This is a genomic window from Paenibacillus hexagrammi, from assembly GCF_021513275.1.
GTDB classification, from domain to species: domain Bacteria; phylum Bacillota; class Bacilli; order Paenibacillales; family NBRC-103111; genus Paenibacillus_E; species Paenibacillus_E hexagrammi.
This window is the reverse complement of record NZ_CP090978.1, coordinates 139,537-156,795: the sequence shown is the minus strand read 5'-3', so window position 1 is coordinate 156,795 and position 17,259 is coordinate 139,537. Positions and strand designations below refer to the sequence as shown.

12 protein-coding genes and 3 pseudogenes are annotated in these 17,259 nt (G+C 50.9%); 1 reads left to right on the top strand and 14 read right to left on the bottom strand.

Features of this window, described 5'->3' with window-relative positions; all coding sequences use genetic code 11:
- Nucleotides 1–215: 215 nt before the first annotated feature.
- The 6 genes and pseudogenes from L0M14_RS00710 to L0M14_RS00685 form a co-directional block, all read right to left on the bottom strand.
- A pseudogene (locus L0M14_RS00710) lies at nt 216–1,351 on the bottom strand (glycerate kinase).
- A 195-nt stretch (nt 1,352–1,546) separates the two neighbouring features.
- Complete coding sequence (locus L0M14_RS00705) at nt 1,547–1,915, bottom strand: hypothetical protein (protein ID WP_235120214.1); 369 nt, start codon at nt 1,913–1,915, stop codon at nt 1,547–1,549.
- 311 nt (nt 1,916–2,226) lie between these two features.
- Nucleotides 2,227–2,592 carry a nitrite reductase (NAD(P)H) small subunit gene (locus tag L0M14_RS00700; protein ID WP_235120213.1) on the bottom strand — a complete coding sequence of 122 codons (366 nt, stop codon included), beginning with the start codon at nt 2,590–2,592 and terminating at the stop codon, nt 2,227–2,229.
- Nucleotides 2,593–2,604: 12 nt separating this feature from the next.
- Nucleotides 2,605–5,046, bottom strand: coding sequence for a nitrite reductase large subunit NirB (gene nirB / locus L0M14_RS00695; RefSeq protein ID WP_235120212.1), 2,442 nt, complete (start codon nt 5,044–5,046; stop codon nt 2,605–2,607).
- Nucleotides 5,047–5,217: 171 nt separating this feature from the next.
- Nucleotides 5,218–5,754 (bottom strand): ribosome hibernation-promoting factor, HPF/YfiA family, encoded by a 537-nt coding sequence (hpf, locus tag L0M14_RS00690; protein ID WP_235120211.1) that lies wholly within the window; start codon nt 5,752–5,754, stop codon nt 5,218–5,220.
- A gap of 11 nt (nt 5,755–5,765) precedes the next feature.
- Nucleotides 5,766–6,308, bottom strand: a complete 543-nt coding sequence (locus L0M14_RS00685) for a hemerythrin domain-containing protein (protein WP_235120210.1) — start codon at nt 6,306–6,308, stop codon at nt 5,766–5,768.
- A 225-nt stretch (nt 6,309–6,533) separates the two neighbouring features.
- On the opposite strand from L0M14_RS00685, the gene L0M14_RS00680 reads away from it, so the two are divergent.
- Nucleotides 6,534–6,764, top strand: a complete 231-nt coding sequence (locus L0M14_RS00680) for a hypothetical protein (RefSeq protein ID WP_235120209.1) — start codon at nt 6,534–6,536, stop codon at nt 6,762–6,764.
- A gap of 432 nt (nt 6,765–7,196) precedes the next feature.
- Here the strand turns inward: L0M14_RS00680 and pflA are convergent, their stop codons facing one another.
- The 8 genes and pseudogenes from pflA to L0M14_RS00640 form a co-directional block, all read right to left on the bottom strand.
- On the bottom strand, nt 7,197–7,943 hold the full coding sequence (pflA, locus tag L0M14_RS00675) for a pyruvate formate-lyase-activating protein (protein WP_235120208.1): 747 nt from the start codon (nt 7,941–7,943) through the stop codon (nt 7,197–7,199).
- A 103-nt stretch (nt 7,944–8,046) separates the two neighbouring features.
- Nucleotides 8,047–10,300, bottom strand: a pseudogene (gene pflB / locus L0M14_RS00670) (formate C-acetyltransferase).
- 24 nt (nt 10,301–10,324) lie between these two features.
- Complete coding sequence (gene adhE, locus L0M14_RS00665) at nt 10,325–12,934, bottom strand: bifunctional acetaldehyde-CoA/alcohol dehydrogenase (protein WP_235120207.1); 2,610 nt, start codon at nt 12,932–12,934, stop codon at nt 10,325–10,327.
- 206 nt (nt 12,935–13,140) lie between these two features.
- Nucleotides 13,141–14,799 (bottom strand): cbb3-type cytochrome c oxidase subunit I, encoded by a 1,659-nt coding sequence (locus tag L0M14_RS00660; RefSeq protein WP_405031015.1) that lies wholly within the window; start codon nt 14,797–14,799, stop codon nt 13,141–13,143.
- Between the two features lie 36 nt (nt 14,800–14,835).
- On the bottom strand, nt 14,836–15,306 hold the full coding sequence (locus L0M14_RS00655; RefSeq protein WP_235120205.1) for a cytochrome c oxidase subunit II: 471 nt from the start codon (nt 15,304–15,306) through the stop codon (nt 14,836–14,838).
- Nucleotides 15,307–15,347: 41 nt separating this feature from the next.
- The gene (locus tag L0M14_RS00650; protein WP_235120204.1) at nt 15,348–15,503 is read right to left on the bottom strand and encodes a cytochrome c oxidase subunit 2A; all 156 of its coding nucleotides are present in this window, start codon (nt 15,501–15,503) and stop codon (nt 15,348–15,350) included.
- 117 nt (nt 15,504–15,620) lie between these two features.
- Nucleotides 15,621–16,217: a molybdenum cofactor guanylyltransferase gene (gene mobA / locus L0M14_RS00645; protein ID WP_235120203.1), complete on the bottom strand. Its 597-nt coding sequence runs from the start codon at nt 16,215–16,217 to the stop codon at nt 15,621–15,623.
- A 294-nt stretch (nt 16,218–16,511) separates the two neighbouring features.
- A pseudogene (locus tag L0M14_RS00640) lies at nt 16,512–17,037 on the bottom strand (DoxX family membrane protein).
- Nucleotides 17,038–17,259 lie beyond the last annotated feature (222 nt).

The window sequence follows — 17,259 nt, the reverse complement described above, 5'->3', positions numbered from 1 at the left end:
TAAAAAAAGGACATCCGCTTTCAGTTTACAGAGCGGATGTCTTTTGTTTTTGGCATTTATCGTCTATTTCGGGAGGTTCAGCACGAGCAACTCACCCGACGCAAAGCCGAAGTCGAGCGGCTAAAGGCAGACAGCACATCCAAACCCATCTCGACAAAGAGCCTTTCCAAGCCTACAGCGAGATTTTCCGAAAAAACTTGCTGTTACACAGACCCTTACTTATTCCTCCGCTGAAGAAGGCGGCAAACGTTGTAGACAGCGTAGGAGAGATTCTCAGAACCTGCTGAGAGCGCCTGCTCCAGTGATGAGGACTCCCGCAAAATTCCGATTATCGCCGTAAATCCACGATCGTACAGCGGTTCCACTCCTTCGCCAACCCGGCCCGCAAAAGCAATCACAGGTACATCGTGGGTAGATGCGACGGAAGCGACGCCCAACGGCGTTTTTCCGAAAAGTGTTTGTCCATCGATACTGCCCTCACCGGTAAATACGTAGTCGGCTCCCACGATTTTCTGCTCCAGCCCGGTATACTCTATGACCAGATCGACGCCTTTCTTCAGTTCAGCTTTCAAGAACGCCATCAGCCCAGCTCCAAGCCCCCCTGCCGCACCCGCGCCGGGCGCCGAGGCGATGTCGATACCGAGAAACTCGTTCATTTTCTTTGCAAAATGGACAAGACTCTGCTCGAGAGCTGCGACCATCTCCGGTGTCGCCCCTTTTTGTGGCCCGAATACAGCCGATGCTCCGTTAGGACCGGTCAGGGGGTTGGTGACGTCGCAAGCGACTTCAAAAATTACATCCTGAAGTCTGCCATCCAGTCCGCTGACATCTATGGTTTCCAGTTCTCCGAGCGCCCCTCCTCCAAAGGGCAGTTCCCTACCCTTCGAATCACGGAATGAAACACCCAGCGCCTGCAGCATGCCGGCCCCCCATCGTTGGTCACACTGCCGCCGATCCCCATAATCATTCGTTTAACTCCTCGATCGAGCGCGTGCCTGATCATTTCGCCGGTTCCAAAGGTCGTGGTGATCAGAGGATTTCGCTTCTCTTTTTTAACCAAACCAATGCCGCTGGCACTCGCCATCTCCATAATCGCCGTCTGACCGTCTCCAGAGAGTCCGTATGATGCTGTAATCCTGTCGCCAAGAGGACCCATGATTTCGACGGATACCATGGAGCCGTTCGTATAATCGACCAGTGACTCCACCGTTCCTTCTCCTCCGTCGGCCATCGGAACGAGGACGCATTCCGCTTCAGGAAACACCTTGCGGATTCCGCGTTCCATGGCCTGAGCCGCCTGCCTGGCGGTCATGCTCTCCTTGAACGAGTCTGGTGCCAGTATAAATTTCATATGATTTTCCTGCGTCATCATGCGAACCCATACCTCCATTATTTGAATACATGCTCGATCAATTCTCCTACATCATGAATAAATTATAGTAATATAAATGGGGCGTGGTTGCATCAAGAATTGTGTTATCTAAATCCACTCCGATGTGCATATGATCAAACCCTTTCTATTTTGAAAAATGAACGAAGCTTCTCATTAAAATGAACCATTTCCGCAGGCTAACAAGTTCCATGCTGCCAACTGAGGGATCGACCTACTACGCATATCCGAAGGCGTGATCGCACAAATTTGTTTAGGCTTACCCCATTTTCCGAAAGTAAGTATAGCTCTGACCTCCAGGGGTTCCCCGTCGATCTCGAAAACCAGATTTGCATGACCCGTACAATAACAACCATCATCAAACTCCGCATGAACATTATTGAAGGAAATGAGCCGAACCCCTACCTCCCCGGCTAACCGAGCCCATGCGCTCACTTGGTTCCCTTCTGTTTTCTCTCCTTCCCACCCCAACATTGCTGCTGCTTTCTCATAATTTTGCTCTTGAACCGCACTAAGGAATGTCATGGTTTGCCTCTGTAATCCAATTGGATTCCAAAACAGTGTGACCTTGTACAGAAAACATGCTGCAAAGAACACAACTAATAAATACCCTATAGTTTTTATCAACTGAAGCCTCACCGACATCCCCTTCCAATTACATACATTTATTTCCATTATATCATGAATAAAATCGATTCCCGCAAACGCAAAAAAGCCGCCACTTATCAAGTGGCAGCAGCTTGTCGATATAGTTCGGTCCATTTTAAGATTCCGTAGATTTTCTCCTACAGCTGTTCCAGATCGGGGCTTCGAAGTACTTCTAGCCTTGTCTATTCCTAACCTTCGGAAGCTTCGTTAGCTGCCCTCTCCCCCACCAGCACAACATCGCCATCTAGCCGCAAAGGATACACGCTCACTCGTCCGGTGTCCGGCAGTTGAACCTCTCCGGTCAGCAGGCTGATTTTGCAATCGCGAAGCGGACAGTAGACGTACTCGCCGCTGACGAGTCCTTCCGCTAAAGGACCGCCTTTCTTATGGCCGGTCCGATTCTCCAAAGCGTACAGCGTACGTTCCGCTACCCGAAAAACCGCAATCTCGGGACCGCCCTCGATGTGGACGACTTTGCCCAGATGCAGAGGGAAATCCTCCACATTACCCACAGAATGGTAGCTCACCTGATTCTCTATTTTCACAATCTCCATACCGTTTCCCCCTTACTTCACTTGAAGTGTTTCATATAGCTGATGCTGCAGACCTTCCTGCTCGACGACTTCCTTCCATGGGTCATGCAGCCCTTGCAGCGCCTGCTCGATCCGTTCAACAAGCTCTTTCCGGCGCTCGAGATTGTCCACGATTTCCTGGATAATCGCTTGCAAGCCGATCCGCTCAATCCAATCTGAGGTGCGCTCGCCGTATTTCCCGGTTTCCCGGTAAAATTGGATAAACGCGCCCGCCAGCTCGATCAGCTCTTCGTCTGTCTTCACTTTGCACAGCAGGTCTGCCGCTCGCAGCTTCACGCCGCCGTTACCGCCAACATAGATCTCCCAGCCGCCATCGTTGCCGATGATGCCAAAGTCCTTGATCTCCGCCTCAGCACAGTTGCGCGGGCAGCCGTTCACCGCCATTTTGAATTTGGCGGGCATCCAGAGACGTTCGAATTTCTTCTCCAGCAGGATTCCCATGCTGATCGAATCTTGTGTACCGAATCGGCAAAATGTCGAGCCGACGCAGGTTTTCACCGTACGGATCGCCTTGGCGTAAGCATAGCCTGAAGGCATGCCCAGCTCCTCCCAGACGTGGGGGAGATCCTCTTTTTTCACACCTAATAGATCTAGTCGCTGTCCGCCCGTCACCTTGACCATCTTCACCTCATACTTGTCGGCGACATCAGCGATCTTACGCAGCTGTTCAGGTGTCGTAACACCGCCGTACATACGAGGAACAACTGAATATGTGCCGTCCTTCTGGATGTTGGCATGCAGCCTCTCGTTCACAAACCGTGAGTCCTTCTCATCCTCGAATACTTCCGGCCAGACCATGCCGATGTAATAATTGATCGCAGGGCGGCACTTCGTACAACCCTCCGGATTGTGCCACTCCAGCACGTTCATGACTTCCCGCACATGCGTCAACCGCTTATCCCGAATGGCCGCGATGACATCCTCCCGGCTGTGGGTCGTACATCCGCAAAGCGTCTCTACTGCGTTCTTGCTGCCTTCGTACCGATCCCCAAGCGTGAGAGCAAGAATTTGCTCCACCATCGGCTTACAGCCTCCGCATGAACGGCTTGCTCCCGTGCAGGCCTTGATTTCGTCCACCGTGCTAAGCCCCTGATCAGTGATGGCTTGAACGATCATGCCTTTGGTTACACCGTTACATCCGCACACAATTTCGTCAGCAGGCATCGCGGTGACAAAAGCCAGCGGATCGGCTCCCTCAATATGTGCGGAACCTGTAAGCTGCTCATGAATCTCGCGGGTCATCGCCTCTTCCGCCTTGACCCATTTAAACAGCTGTGCGGAATCGTGAACGTCACCGAACAAAACACAGCCGACAATGCGATTGTCGCGGAGCAGAACCTTCTTGTACGTTTTGCTCCAATTGTCTTGTGTGCGAATCACGTCAAGACCGGGCGCATCCTGGAACTCACCTGCGGAAAAGACATCAACGCCGGATATTTTCAGCTTGGTCGAGACAACCGAGCCTTGGTACGGCTCCGTAGGCACACCGCACAGATGCTTCGCAAGTACGCTGCCCTGCTCGAACAGCGGCGCAACCAAACCATAGCTCACACCGCGATGCTGGTTGCACTCGCCTACCGCATACACATGCGTATCACTCGTTTGCATGTAATCGTTCACGATGATCCCTCTGGCCGTCTCCAAGCCGCATTCACGCGCGAGCGCAGTATCGGGCACAATACCGGCCGCCATCACAAGAAAATCCGTTTCCAGCTCGGTGCCGTCTTCAAAACGTAAGCTCTTAACTCGTTCATCGCCGCTAATTTCGACCGTCTTCTTATTCATCAGAAAACGCAAGCCCTGGCCTTCCAGCTCAGCTCTCAGCATGGTGGAAGCCGTCGTGTCCAGCTGCCGCTCCATCAGATCGGAGAACAGGTGCACGACCGTCACTTCCATCCCTAGCTTCAGAAGTCCCTTTGCCGCCTCGAGTCCCAGCAGCCCGCCACCAATTACCGCTGCCTTCCTGCAGGTGCTTGCCGCTGCCTTCATCCGTTCACAGTCCTGCACATCTCGAAATCCGACAATACCTTCTTTATCTATGCCTGGTATAGGCAGCATGAACGGCTTGGAGCCTGTTGCGATAAGTAATCGATCATAGCTGACGGTAGTTCCGTCACTCATGTGAACAAACTTCGAAGCTAAGTCGATCCTCTCAGCTGCAATACCTGCGCACAAGGTAACACCATTACGCTCATACCAGGAATAATCGTTCAAAATCATTTCATCAAACGTCTTGCTTCCTTCCAATAAGTAAGACAACTGAATCCGATTATAGTTAGGGTGCGGCTCCTTGCCGATCACCGTTATTTCATACTTATCCGGGTCCAGCTTCATGATCTGTTCAATGGTGTTCATGCCGGCCACACCGTTACCGATCAGCACCAGCTTTTCTCTATTTGTCATCTCCATACCCATCTTTATTGTCCTCCTCGTAAAGCGAACTGAAAGAGCTTATAGTCCTATCATATAGCGAGCAGAAGAATACCGAAGTGAGAAACATCACACTGATTGTTGTCAAATATGAAGAAAAGAAAAGACAGCCTCGCCCATTCACGGGAAGACTGTCTGTACGTTCATCGGCTGTTTCTACGCTGTTGTGATTAAGCCGTAGGTGCCGTCGCTGCGGCGGTATACCAGCTCCGTCTTATTGGAATCACTGTTGAAAAACAAATGAAAATTGTGATCAAGCAGGTTCATTTGAAGAATGGCTTCCTCAATGTCCTCCGGCTTGTGAGGAATGGTTTTGATTCGGGCTACCTCAAACTTGGGTTCGTTCGTTTCCTGATCATCGCTGAAGAACTCCGCTTCTTCTAGTACGCCGGAATGACGGAGTTTGTGCTTGATCTTATCCTTCAGCTTGCGCGCCTGTCTTTCCAGCTTATCTGCAACCACATCGATAGAAGCATACATATCGCTTCGTTTTTCTTCTGCCCGCAGCACAACTCCGCTGCCAACGACTGTCGCCTCCACGACGTGAAGCTGTTTATGGCCTTGAAGAGAAAGCGTAACATGCAGCTCGCAGGTATCTTCGAACCACGTATCGAGACGTCCCAGCTTGCGTTCCACGTATTCGTGAAGAGCAGAAGTGACGGTAAGATGTTTTCCATGAACGATTACTTGCATAACCTCATCCCCTATGAGAAAAATAATTCAAGATCCGTTAATACTTGCTCCGTTAGAGGAAGAATCATTTGTTCTTCCATCGTAATATGGTCATTCAGGATCAAGCAGGCCTGCACCAGATGGGAAGCCGCTTCGCCCAGACGTTTTTTTACAATTAAAGGTGACAGCTCGATAACGGCCTCATGAAAGGATTGAATGAACGAAACGCCTAGCTGATGGTCTTTCTCGAGCACCCAGAAGGAAGGCAGGATAGACGGTGCCGATTCCCGGCGGAAATAATTCATAAGGAAAGGAAATAGCTCCCGGTCCTCCCACTGAGCATGACGCTCCAGTTCGTCCATTAACTGAGCCGTCAGTCCTCTCAGCTGCCCTAGTAGCTGCAGTCCTTTCACTCCGTCATCAAGCATCATCACTTCCTTGGCGCTGGCTTCCAATAATCTCAATTGCTGGCGCAATTGCTGGTGCTCTTCCTTCAGGCGATCGGTTGCTAAAGATAGCACATCCGGGTTGGATGATGCGAGGCCCATGCAGTAGCTTTCAGCATGTACTTCCATGTCGCTTCCCTCCCAAGTTCTTCACTCTTCAAGCTTGATGTCTTCAGTATAGCTCTGTAAAAGGAATGCCGCTGTGCGATACATCACACCAATTGCTTTCAACTGCGCCATTTTTGAGTTGTATGCGTCCAAACAACCCTCAATCTTTAAATGTCAGTATTGTGAAATTTATCACATGAAGAACCGTAGGAAAAGAGTATGATGAAATCAAGAAGGAGAGGAGAGATGATTATGACGATCCCGGCTAAGATTGCAACCAAGAATCTGGAGGATTTACTACGTGATGAATATTGCTGTGAATATGGGCAGGTATTCGCGGAACGCGCAGGCGGGTTGACGATTCTTAATGAGGATGCCACGGCTGAGAAGCAGGAGCCTGTAGGAGAAGAACATTCGAAAGCGGAGCACATTGAATATTTGCACCGCATTGGACTTCAGGAGGAATACCTGCTGTGACACGTTCCTGTCTAGCTGTTTATGAGTAGTGCCGGTGATTGCGCCGGCACTATTTGTTGTTCGCACAAAGCTGCATGTTGGCAGCGTGTTCATTCGTACCCCCTGCCGAGTGGATTAGGACTTCCCGATTGCTGGCATAACCCCTCACGCCAGACGGTTTGTTGTCTCGGGTGTTCGTCCCCCTTCTCTTCAACTGGATAAAAGCGAGCGTACATTAACCCCCTGACAGGACAAAAGCCTTCAATAGAAAGACAAGTATCCGCCCAAGTAGCGACCGGGCGGTATGAATTTCAAATTATTTAGCTTTGAGGTTCTTACCATTTTAGCAGGGCGCTTCAGGGTGTTATAAAATTTCACGGAATTTTACGGGTTTTCACGGTCTTTCAATGACATCTAACAGCGTTTCTCAACGATATACCGTTTTACACCATTTCACACTGTTTCATGCTCATTCTGCGCTGCCTGTATGCCCTGATCAATGATCATCCGCGCTCTGGCCACGTCCCGTTCCGTCGGCTCCGGGCATTGATCCAGCGGATACTCCTTGCCCATCTGCTGCCACTTGTAGACGCCCATGCGGTGATAAGGCAGCAGCTCCAACTTCTCTATATTGCTAAGTGAGCCAATGAATTTCCCCAGCTCGGATAAATCCTGATAGCTGTCCGTCCAGCCCGGCACAAGCACATGCCGGATCCACACAGGCTTGCCGATCTCGCTCAGATGCTCCGCGAAGCGCTTGATCCGGTCGTTCGGCTGCGCGGTAAGCTCAATATGCCGCTGCGGATTCAGCTGCTTCAAGTCGAGCAGCACCAGATCGGTGACCTCCAGCAGCTCACGCGCATGGCTTGGCTCGCAGAAGCCATTGGAGTCCAGCACCGTGTGCAGCCCCCAACGCCGTTTGCACTCGGCAAACAGGCGGGCCAGGAACGGAGCCTGCAGTGTAGGCTCCCCTCCCGTTACCGTAATGCCCCCGCCCGAACGGCGGTAATATTCAAGAAACGGCTCGATTTCACTCAGTATTTCCTCTACATCCATTTGTCTGCCTGCATTCATCTCCCAGGAATCGGGATTATGGCAATACTTGCACTGCAGCATGCACCCTTGCATGAAGAGGACAAAACGGATGCCCGGACCGTCAACGGTGCCAAAGGTGTCGAAGGAATGTATGCGTCCTTTCATCGGTCTGCCCCCTCTCTAACGTGATATCCGAGTGACTTATCTGAGTGCTGCCACTTTGATATCACGTTGAATGTTGATTCTATCTATATAGAAGCTTTCTAACTTACATCGTTCCGTGGAACGTACGGTGAATGACATCCAGCTGCTGTTCGCGAGTCAGCTTGATAAAGTTAACAGCATAGCCCGAGACGCGAATGGTAAGCTGCGGGTACTGCTCCGGATGCTCCATCGCATCCAGCAGTTGAGCCCGATCAAACACGTTGATATTAAGGTGATGGCCTTGATTAGCCATATAGCTGTCCAGCATGGCCACGAGATTGGTGATACGCGCTTCCTCTTCCCGTCCAAGCGCCTTCGGCACGATCGAGAACGTGTTCGAAATCCCGTCCAGACAATGCTCGTAAGGGATTTTAGCCACGGATGCTAGCGAAGCTAACGCTCCTTTGCGGTCGCGGCCATGCATCGGGTTCGCTCCCGGCGCGAACGGCTCTCCGGCTTTACGTCCGTCAGGTGTGCTGCCTGTCTTCTTCCCGTACACGACGTTCGAGGTAATGGTCAGCACCGACATGGTTGGTGTCGCATTCCGATACGTCTTATGCTTGCGGATCTTGTTCATGAACGTTTCGGTTAATTGAACGGCGATCGCATCCACGCGCTCGTCATTATTGCCATACTGCGGGTACTCGCCTTCAATTTCAAAATCTACGGCAATCCCCTTCTCATTGCGGATCGGACGAACCTTCGCGTACTTGATCGCACTGAGCGAATCCGCCACAACCGATAGACCGGCAATACCGGTAGCCATCGTACGGAGAATTTCACGATCGTGCAGCGCCATTTCCAGACGTTCGTAGCAGTACTTGTCGTGCATGTAGTGGATGACGTTCAGCGTGTTGACGTAGAGCTTCGCCAGCCACTCCATGATGATGTCGAATTTCTCCGTCACCTCTTCGTAGTTCAGCACCTCCGATGTGATCGGAGTCAGCTCAGGCGCCACTTGGATGCCCAGCTTCTCGTCGACACCGCCGTTAATGGCATAGAGCAGTGCTTTGGCCAAGTTGGCGCGGGCGCCGAAGAACTGCATCTGCTTACCAATGCGCATGGCCGATACGCAGCACGCAATACCGTAGTCGTCTCCGTAATAAGGGCGCATCAGATCATCATTCTCGTACTGGATTGAGCTGGTCTCCGCCGAAACCTTGGCGCAGTACTTCTTGAAGCCTTCCGGCAATTGGGTCGACCACAGCACCGTGAGGTTCGGCTCAGGAGCCGGTCCGAGATTGTAGAGGGTATGCAGAAAGCGGAATGAATTTTTGGTCACACGCGCTTTACAGTCAGGCCCATACCGCCAATCGACTCCGTCACCCAGGTAGGGTCTCCGCTGAACAGTTCATTGTAGTCCGGTGTGCGAAGGAATTTGACGATCCGCAGCTTCATGACAAAATGGTCAATCAGCTCCTGTGCGGCTTCCTCTGTCAGTGTGCCTTCCTTCAGGTCCCGCTCGATATAAATGTCCAGGAAGCTGGACACACGGCCCAAGCTCATCGCGGCACCGTTCTGTTCTTTAATGGCAGCCAGGTAGGCAAAATACAACCACTGCACTGCCTCTGCAGCATTTGCTGCAGGTGCGGACAGATCATAACCATAGGCCTTCGCCATTTGCTTCAGCTCGCCCAAGCTGCGGATCTGCTCCGACAGCTCCTCTCGAAGCCTGATCACATCTTCCGTGATCGAATCGACCTCCAACTGGAGGAGGTCGTTCTTCTTCGCCTCGATGAGCTTATCGATACCATAGAGAGCGACGCGCCGGTAATCTCCGATAATACGGCCGCGGCCGTAAGCATCCGGCAGGCCGGTAATAATGGCCGCTTTACGCGCGGTCTTCATCTCTGTAGTGTAGGCATCAAATACGCCCTGATTATGCGTCTTACGGATGTCCGTAAACAATTGCACGATTTCTTGCGGAAGCTTATAGCCATAAGCCTCACACGCATCAACAACCATGCGGATCCCCCGAAGGGCTGAACGGAGCGCTTCAGCGGGGCGTCGGTTTGCAAACCGACGATCTTCTCTTTATTTTTGTCGATGTAACCGGGAGCATGTGCTGTAATCGTAGAAATGGTGTTCACATCTACGTCCAGTACACCTCCGTTCGCTCTTTCCTGAGCCGTCAGCACGCTGATCATCCGCCACAGCTCGGTAGTCGCTTCCGTAGGACCGGCGAGGAAGGAATGATCCCCAACATAGACAGTCATATTTTTATCGATAAAATCTTTCACATCTACGCTTTTCGCCCATTTTCCGCTGGTAAAGCCTCTCCAGCTTCCCATCTTTACATCTGATTCTTGTATGGCCATAACGGCAACCCTCCTGAATGTAACTTACTCAAACTTACCGTAAAAAGCGTTCCGGTAGATGTCCGCCAGCTCTGTAACAAGCGGCATGCGCGGATTCGCGGTTGTACATTGGTCCTCGAAAGCCCGGTCCGCCAGATATTCGACGCGTGTTTCGAACTGTTCGGCTTGAAAGCCTAGATCTTGGAACTTCTCCGGAATACCGAGTGTCCGGTTCAGCTTGCGAATCGCTTCGATTAAGCTGTTCACGCCTTCTTCGGTTGTTCTAGCAGGCAGCCCCAGCATGCGGGCAATCTCAGCATAGCGCTGATCAGCCACAAAATGATCGTATTTCGGGAACGAAGTGAACTTCGTTGGCTTCTGCGCATTGTAGCGGATGACATGCGGCATGAGAATCGCATTCGTACGGCCGTGCGCCGTATGATATTCGCCGCCCCATTTGTGCGCCAAGCTGTGGTTAATGCCCAGGAAGGCGTTGGCGAAAGCCATACCGGCAATGGTCGAAGCGTTATGCATCTTCTCTCTAGCAATCGGGTCAGCGGTCGCGAACGACTTCTCAAGATTCTGGAACACCAGCTGGATGGCCTTCATCGCCAAGCCGTCGGAATAATCATTCGCCATTACCGAGACATAAGCCTCAATCGCATGTGTGAGAACGTCCATACCGGTATCGGCTACGGCCGTTTTTGGCAGGCTGTATACATAATCCGGATCAATGATCGCTACGGCCGGTGTCAGCTCGTAATCGGCAAGCGGATACTTGGTATTGCCTTTTTGTTTGTCAGTGATGACGGCGAATGAAGTCACTTCCGAGCCTGTGCCTGATGTCGTCGGAATCGCGACGAACTTGGCTTTGCGTCCCAGACGCGGATATTTGTACACCCGTTTGCGGATGTCCATAAATTTTTGCTTCAGCGCATCGAAGCTCGTATCCGGATACTCATAGAACAGCCACATCGCTTTAGCTGCGTCCATAGGGGATCCGCCGCCCAGGGCAATGATGCAGTCCGGTTGGAAGCCTGCCATTTGTGCACGGCCGCGTTCCACCGTGTCCACCGAAGGATCGGGCTCCACATCGGAGAACACTTCAATATACACCGGAAGCTTCCGCTTGCGCAGGTAGTACTCCACTCGCTCTACATAGCCGAGCTTCACCATCATCGGATCGGTGACAATCATGACGCGCGTAATGTCGGGCATTTTCTCCAGGTACTGCGTAGCGCCCTTTTCGAAATAGATTTTTGGCGGTATTTTAAACCACTGCATATTCACGGTCCGGTAAGCCACCCGCTTCACGTTAATCAGGTTGACCGCACTTACGTTCGAAGTCGTGGAGTTATGTCCATAGGAGCCGCAGCCCAGCGTCAGAGACGGCAGGTTTGTATTGTAGATATCCCCAATCGCCCCGTGTGTAGAAGGGGAATTGACGATAATGCGTCCGGTTTGCAGCTTGTTGGAAAAAGCTCGAATGACCTCTTCATTCTGGGAATGAACGACGGAGGAATGCCCCATGCCGCCGAATTTGACCACTTCGACCGCTCGATCGATGCCCTGCTCCGCATTTTTCACTTTGTAGCAGGCCAGTACAGGGCTTAATTTTTCGGCAGATAAAGGAAACGCCTCGCCTACACCGCCTAGCTCTGCTACAAGAATCTTCGTTCCAGCTGGAACCGTAATGCCAGCCATTTCAGCAATCTTGACAGCGGATTGACCGACAATGACGGCGTTCACCGCGCATTTGTCAGAGTTAATGACGAGCTTGGAGACAGCCGCTGTCTCTTCCTTGTTCAAGAAGTAGCAGCCTTGGTCCGCCATAAGCTTGCGTGTATCTGCAAACACTGCCTCTTCGATAATGACAGCCTGCTCGGAGGCGCAGATCATGCCGTTGTCAAAGGTTTTGGACAAGATCAAGTCGTTCACGGCCTGCTGCAGGTTGGCTGATCTTTCAATGAAGCAAGGCACGTTACCGGGGCCTACGCCCAATGCCGGCTTGCCTGTGCTATAGGCCGCCTTCACCATGGAGGAGCCCCCTGTCGCGAGCACCAGCGCCACATCCGGGTGGTTCATCAGGAGCTGCGTGGCTTCTACAGATGGATGCACGACCCACTGAATGCAGTGCTCAGGCGCCCCGGCTTTCACGGCCGCTTCAAGCAGTGTTGCCGCTGCTGCCGCGCTGGATTGCTGGGCGGATGGATGGAAGGCGAAGATGATCGGGTTGCGCGTTTTCGTTGCGATCAGTGACTTGAACATGGTTGTGGAAGTAGGGTTGGTTACCGGTGTAACCCCTGCGATAATCCCAACTGGCTCGGCAACCATTTGGTAATTTTCATAATGATTTTCTTCGATAACCCCAACGGTTTTATTGTTTTTGATACTGTGATAGATGTACTCGGTTGCGAACAGATTCTTCGTGATTTTATCCTCGTACACGCCGCGTCCGGTTTCTTCTACAGCCAGCTTAGCAAGAGACATGTGCCGATCCACGCCGGCCAGCGCCATCTGCTGCACAATATAGTCAACCTTCTCCTGATCCAATTTCAGAAATTGCTGCTGAGCCTGCCTAGCCCGTGCCACCAACTGATTGACCTCTTCTTGAGCCGTCAATTGTTCGTTTACTTTCGCTTCCTTCATCGCCATTGATCATCCACTCCTTCATAGGGTTCCGTGCTGTCTTTGTCTGCGAGTTCATGCTTTTAGCTTAAGCCGATTCCAGCTTTCCAACTATGAGAAAAATCACAGCCCACTCCTATTTTATTGACCATATTGTGAATGTTTTCACAATCATTATGGAAGAGAAGGCGACAGCTCCAAATCTTGAATTCTGCCGCCTTTTTATTCACTTTTTACCACGTGATAAAGCCCTTCGAACCTGGTGTCGTGCTGGTGATCATATCCATCAGCGGAATCGTATACGCCACTAGAATGAGCAATACAGACAAACTGATCCATAGGCGCCAATGGTCCAAATAAGCTGGCGTTGCTTCCGCCGATTCCATCGCCTCACCGAGCGGATATTCCTCCACGCCTTTCGGGGCGCGAAGCAGCGCGAACACGTTGTATACCATGAGCAGTACGCCGATGAAGAGAACCGTGCCTCCAATTGCCATGAACACATAATACGGCATCCAGGCAGCCGCATCGGCATTGCCTTCGTACGTCGTAAATGCCGTTCTTCGCGGAGCTCCGAAAAGACCTACCAGATGCATCGCACCGGACATAAAGAACATGCCGACACACCAAATGATCGTTTGAATGATACCCAGTTTATTCATCCGTGGGGTCAAAACGCGTCCTGTTACTACTGGCAGCAGCCAATAGGTGATACCAAAGAACGTAAGCGCCACACTGGTTGCCACCGTTAAGTGAAAGTGACCGGTTACCCAAAGCGTATTGTGCACAACAGCGTTCATTTGGTTACTAGCATTGATAAGTCCCCCGGCCCCTGCCGGAATAAAGATCAGCATCCCCATGAAAGGAGCGAAGAAGCGCACGTCCTTCCAAGGCATGACTTTTACCCAGCCGAACAAGCCTTTGGCTCCTTTGGCACGGCCGTTCAATTCGAAGGTTGCGAACAGGGAGAACGCCGTCATGAGAGATGGAATCACAACCATGAACGTCAACACGACCTGCAAGTACTTCCAAAACGAGCTGATGCCTGGCTCCATCAATTGATGATGGAAGCCTACCGGAATCGAGAACAGCAGCAGCAGAATGAAGGAAAGTCTAGCCAGCGCGTCGCTGTAGATTTTGCCTCCGATGATCTTTGGAATAATGACATACCAGCAGATATACGCAGGCATGAGCCAAAAATAAACAAGCGGATGTCCGAAATACCAGAACAGCGTGCGGCTCAGCATTACATTGATGGTTTCCACCCAGCCGAAAGACCAAGGAATCAATTGAATGAGTACCTCAGCAGCTACACCGATGGTGGCGATTTGCCACATCAAAAAAGTAACAACAGACATAAAAGCGAATAAAGGAGTCAGCTTGCCCTGATGCGTTTGCTTCCAATATTTATACTGCCAGAAGATACCCCAGCCGCTAATCCAGCTTCCGACCACCAACAAGGCTAATCCGATGTAAAAGTAGGGCGAAGCCTTCAGAGGAGCGTAGAAGGTATACAGTACGCTGGCTTTTCCTGTTAGAACCATGATGACACCTAGCACAGTTCCTGCCGTCATGAAAGCAAACCCGAGCCAACTCATCCGATGGACAATCGGCAGCAGCTTGCCGCCCAGTGTATAAGAAACACCGGAATAGAGGAAGCCTATAATAAAATATGTGGTAAAGACGATCGCCATCAGTATGCCATGTGCTGTCAGCAGCTCGTAATATCCGATCCCGTAAGGAAGCTTGACGGTTCCGCTCTTGACCATAGTCTGCAGCAGACCGGCGATGCCACCAATCAGCAGCGCGATAAATGCGACAAGGATATGGGCAACGACCAGCTTGCCGTCCTTCAGATCGAATCGATGATGGTTTGTTCGGTTTAAATCCAAATTCACTGTGACCCCCTGCCTTTCTTCGAATATACGTTATCTCACCGTAATCGTCGTTTTCATGTATTCGTGAGCTCCGCCGCAATATTCATTGCAGAGAATTAAGTACTCACCTGGCTTTGTAAATGTATGAGTGACATGGCTAACCTCACCGGGGACAATCATCATGTTCACATTCGTTCCGGGAATCGCGAACCCGTGCACAACATCCTGACTTGTGACCGTAAAATTCACCGTAGCTCCGAGAGGGATTTCCATCTTGTCGGGAGCATAGCCGAACGTGAACGCCGTCATGACGGCTTCATATTCATTGTCACCAATTTGATGGAGTCCCGGGTTATCAAAAGGCGCCGTCTCCTGTACCTTGGCCGGATCCAGTTGGTGATGGTGCTCACTAGGCGGTTTGACACCCATCGCAAACGCGGATACGCCAAGTATGGCTAAAAAGACAAATAACATCGTAATGCCGATCGTAAGCCAAATTTTTTCAAGTTTATGAATATGCATAGAACCCCCACCTTCTTTCAAGCTGATCTTTGCTTATTGCCTTATTGCCTGGATAGAAACAGGATAAACACGGCTCCCCAACTCCCCACTAAAAATAGCCCCAACAGCAGCACCGCTGCAAACGTACCGCTGAGTACCGGCTCTTTGTCCCCGTTTTCCCGATCTGTCCCTTGTGATACTCTTCTCTGGCTGTTCATACCGGTCACCTCCTGCAAATCTGATCCATTATTTGAGACCATTGTACGGCATCATCTGCTCCGTCCACTGTGATCTTCCTCACAGCTTCACACTCAAATCCTGAACAACTCGTTACATTACACAGCCTTCAGCTTCATAGCTTCGTAATCTGCCAAGGTCTTGATGCTGGACACAAAGCTGAGATCCACACCATTTTCATATAAAAATTGATCCCCCAGCTCACACCAAAACATGTGCCTCAGCAGCACAGAAAGCTTGCTTTCGCCCTGGCGCAGAAGCGGCTCGATCGCGGCAGCGCATGCACGATCATAGATGCCATGCAGCGGATATAGCTCCCCTGCCACAAGGGGAACCGCTGCCTCAAATCCATCCAGCTTCCTGTTTAGCAAGAGCTCGGCCGCTTTGCTGGAGATGAACGGCATGTCGCAGCCAACCGCCCACACGGAGGAATACTTGGCCAAAGACAATGCGGCATGCAAGCCGCCAAGCGGTCCGTGACCTTCGAAAAAATCGGAAATAATCCGGACGGATCGGTCTACGATAGGCAAATAAGGCCTTGGATCGTTCGTCACAACAATAAGTTCATCGCATACTTCACTCATCCGCTCCATCTGCCGCACAATCAACGGTCGACCGGCAAATGGAAGCAGCGCCTTCAGTTCTCCATTCATCCGGCGATTCTCTCCACCCGCCAAAATAACTCCTGAAAGCATGGTCATCACTTCTCCTTTTCTGATTCGTATACATCCAATTTAGGACGAATGACGGAGCGTGTAAGTGAAGAATGTCACACGGACTAATGGGGATACTGTGATATAAATCACACCTCCACGTTGCTTGCGAAAGATACATGCTCCGTATACTGGGCTTAGAGATAGACGTTCTATAATTATCAAATCACAGAAGTACAGCAAGCAGCCGAAAGCAAAAACACCTGCTCCCTCTCCTCAGCAATGAGTAGAACGAAGCAGGCGCTCCATGTTTATTTTTCATCCATTGGTTCCTCTTTATCTCAGTCTTGGTTTGGCATGAAATCTTTCAACTGCTTTATCAAACCACTTGTGAAGGTAAGGCAAAATCAAGTGGTCCACGCCAAATTTACCGGCATTCGCGCCTGCCGCAATGATGAAAAAATCCGAGGAACGTTAACCATGGGTTCGTGCTAACCGTACCGGCAAACATGTACATGAAGTTCATCAACAAGCCGAAGAAGATCGCTGTTGTCGTTAATGCGCCAAGGATCAGACCAAGACCGACAAGCAGCTCGCCCCATGGGACCATAACATTGAAGACACCGACGTGAGGCAGCGCGAAATTTTTCAGGAAAGCTACATAGTTGCCGTACACCATGTCTGTCGTTCCAGTCTCCAGCACCGGCTTGGTGATAGCGCCCTTCAGGAATCCTGTTGCATCAAAGGCCTTCTCTCCGGTAATCTTGTGCCAGCCCGCCACCATCCACTCCCAGCCAACATACAGCCGGACCATCGTCAAAATAATTGCTGCGTAATTGTTTTCTCTTAACCATTTCATCATGTGAACCATCTCCTCTGTTCTTTATGGCTTTATTGTACCTCCGATAAATTCGTCTGTATGTGAAATAAATCACATGAAGATGGTTTTTTAAGATAACTTTTATGAAGCAAGGCCTATGCTCATCTATACCGATGCTATCCCCTATCATCAGAAAGGCAGGCATTCACCTGTATGAAATGTCACAGCAGCAGCTCCTTCGGTTCCGTTAAGATAAAGCTACGT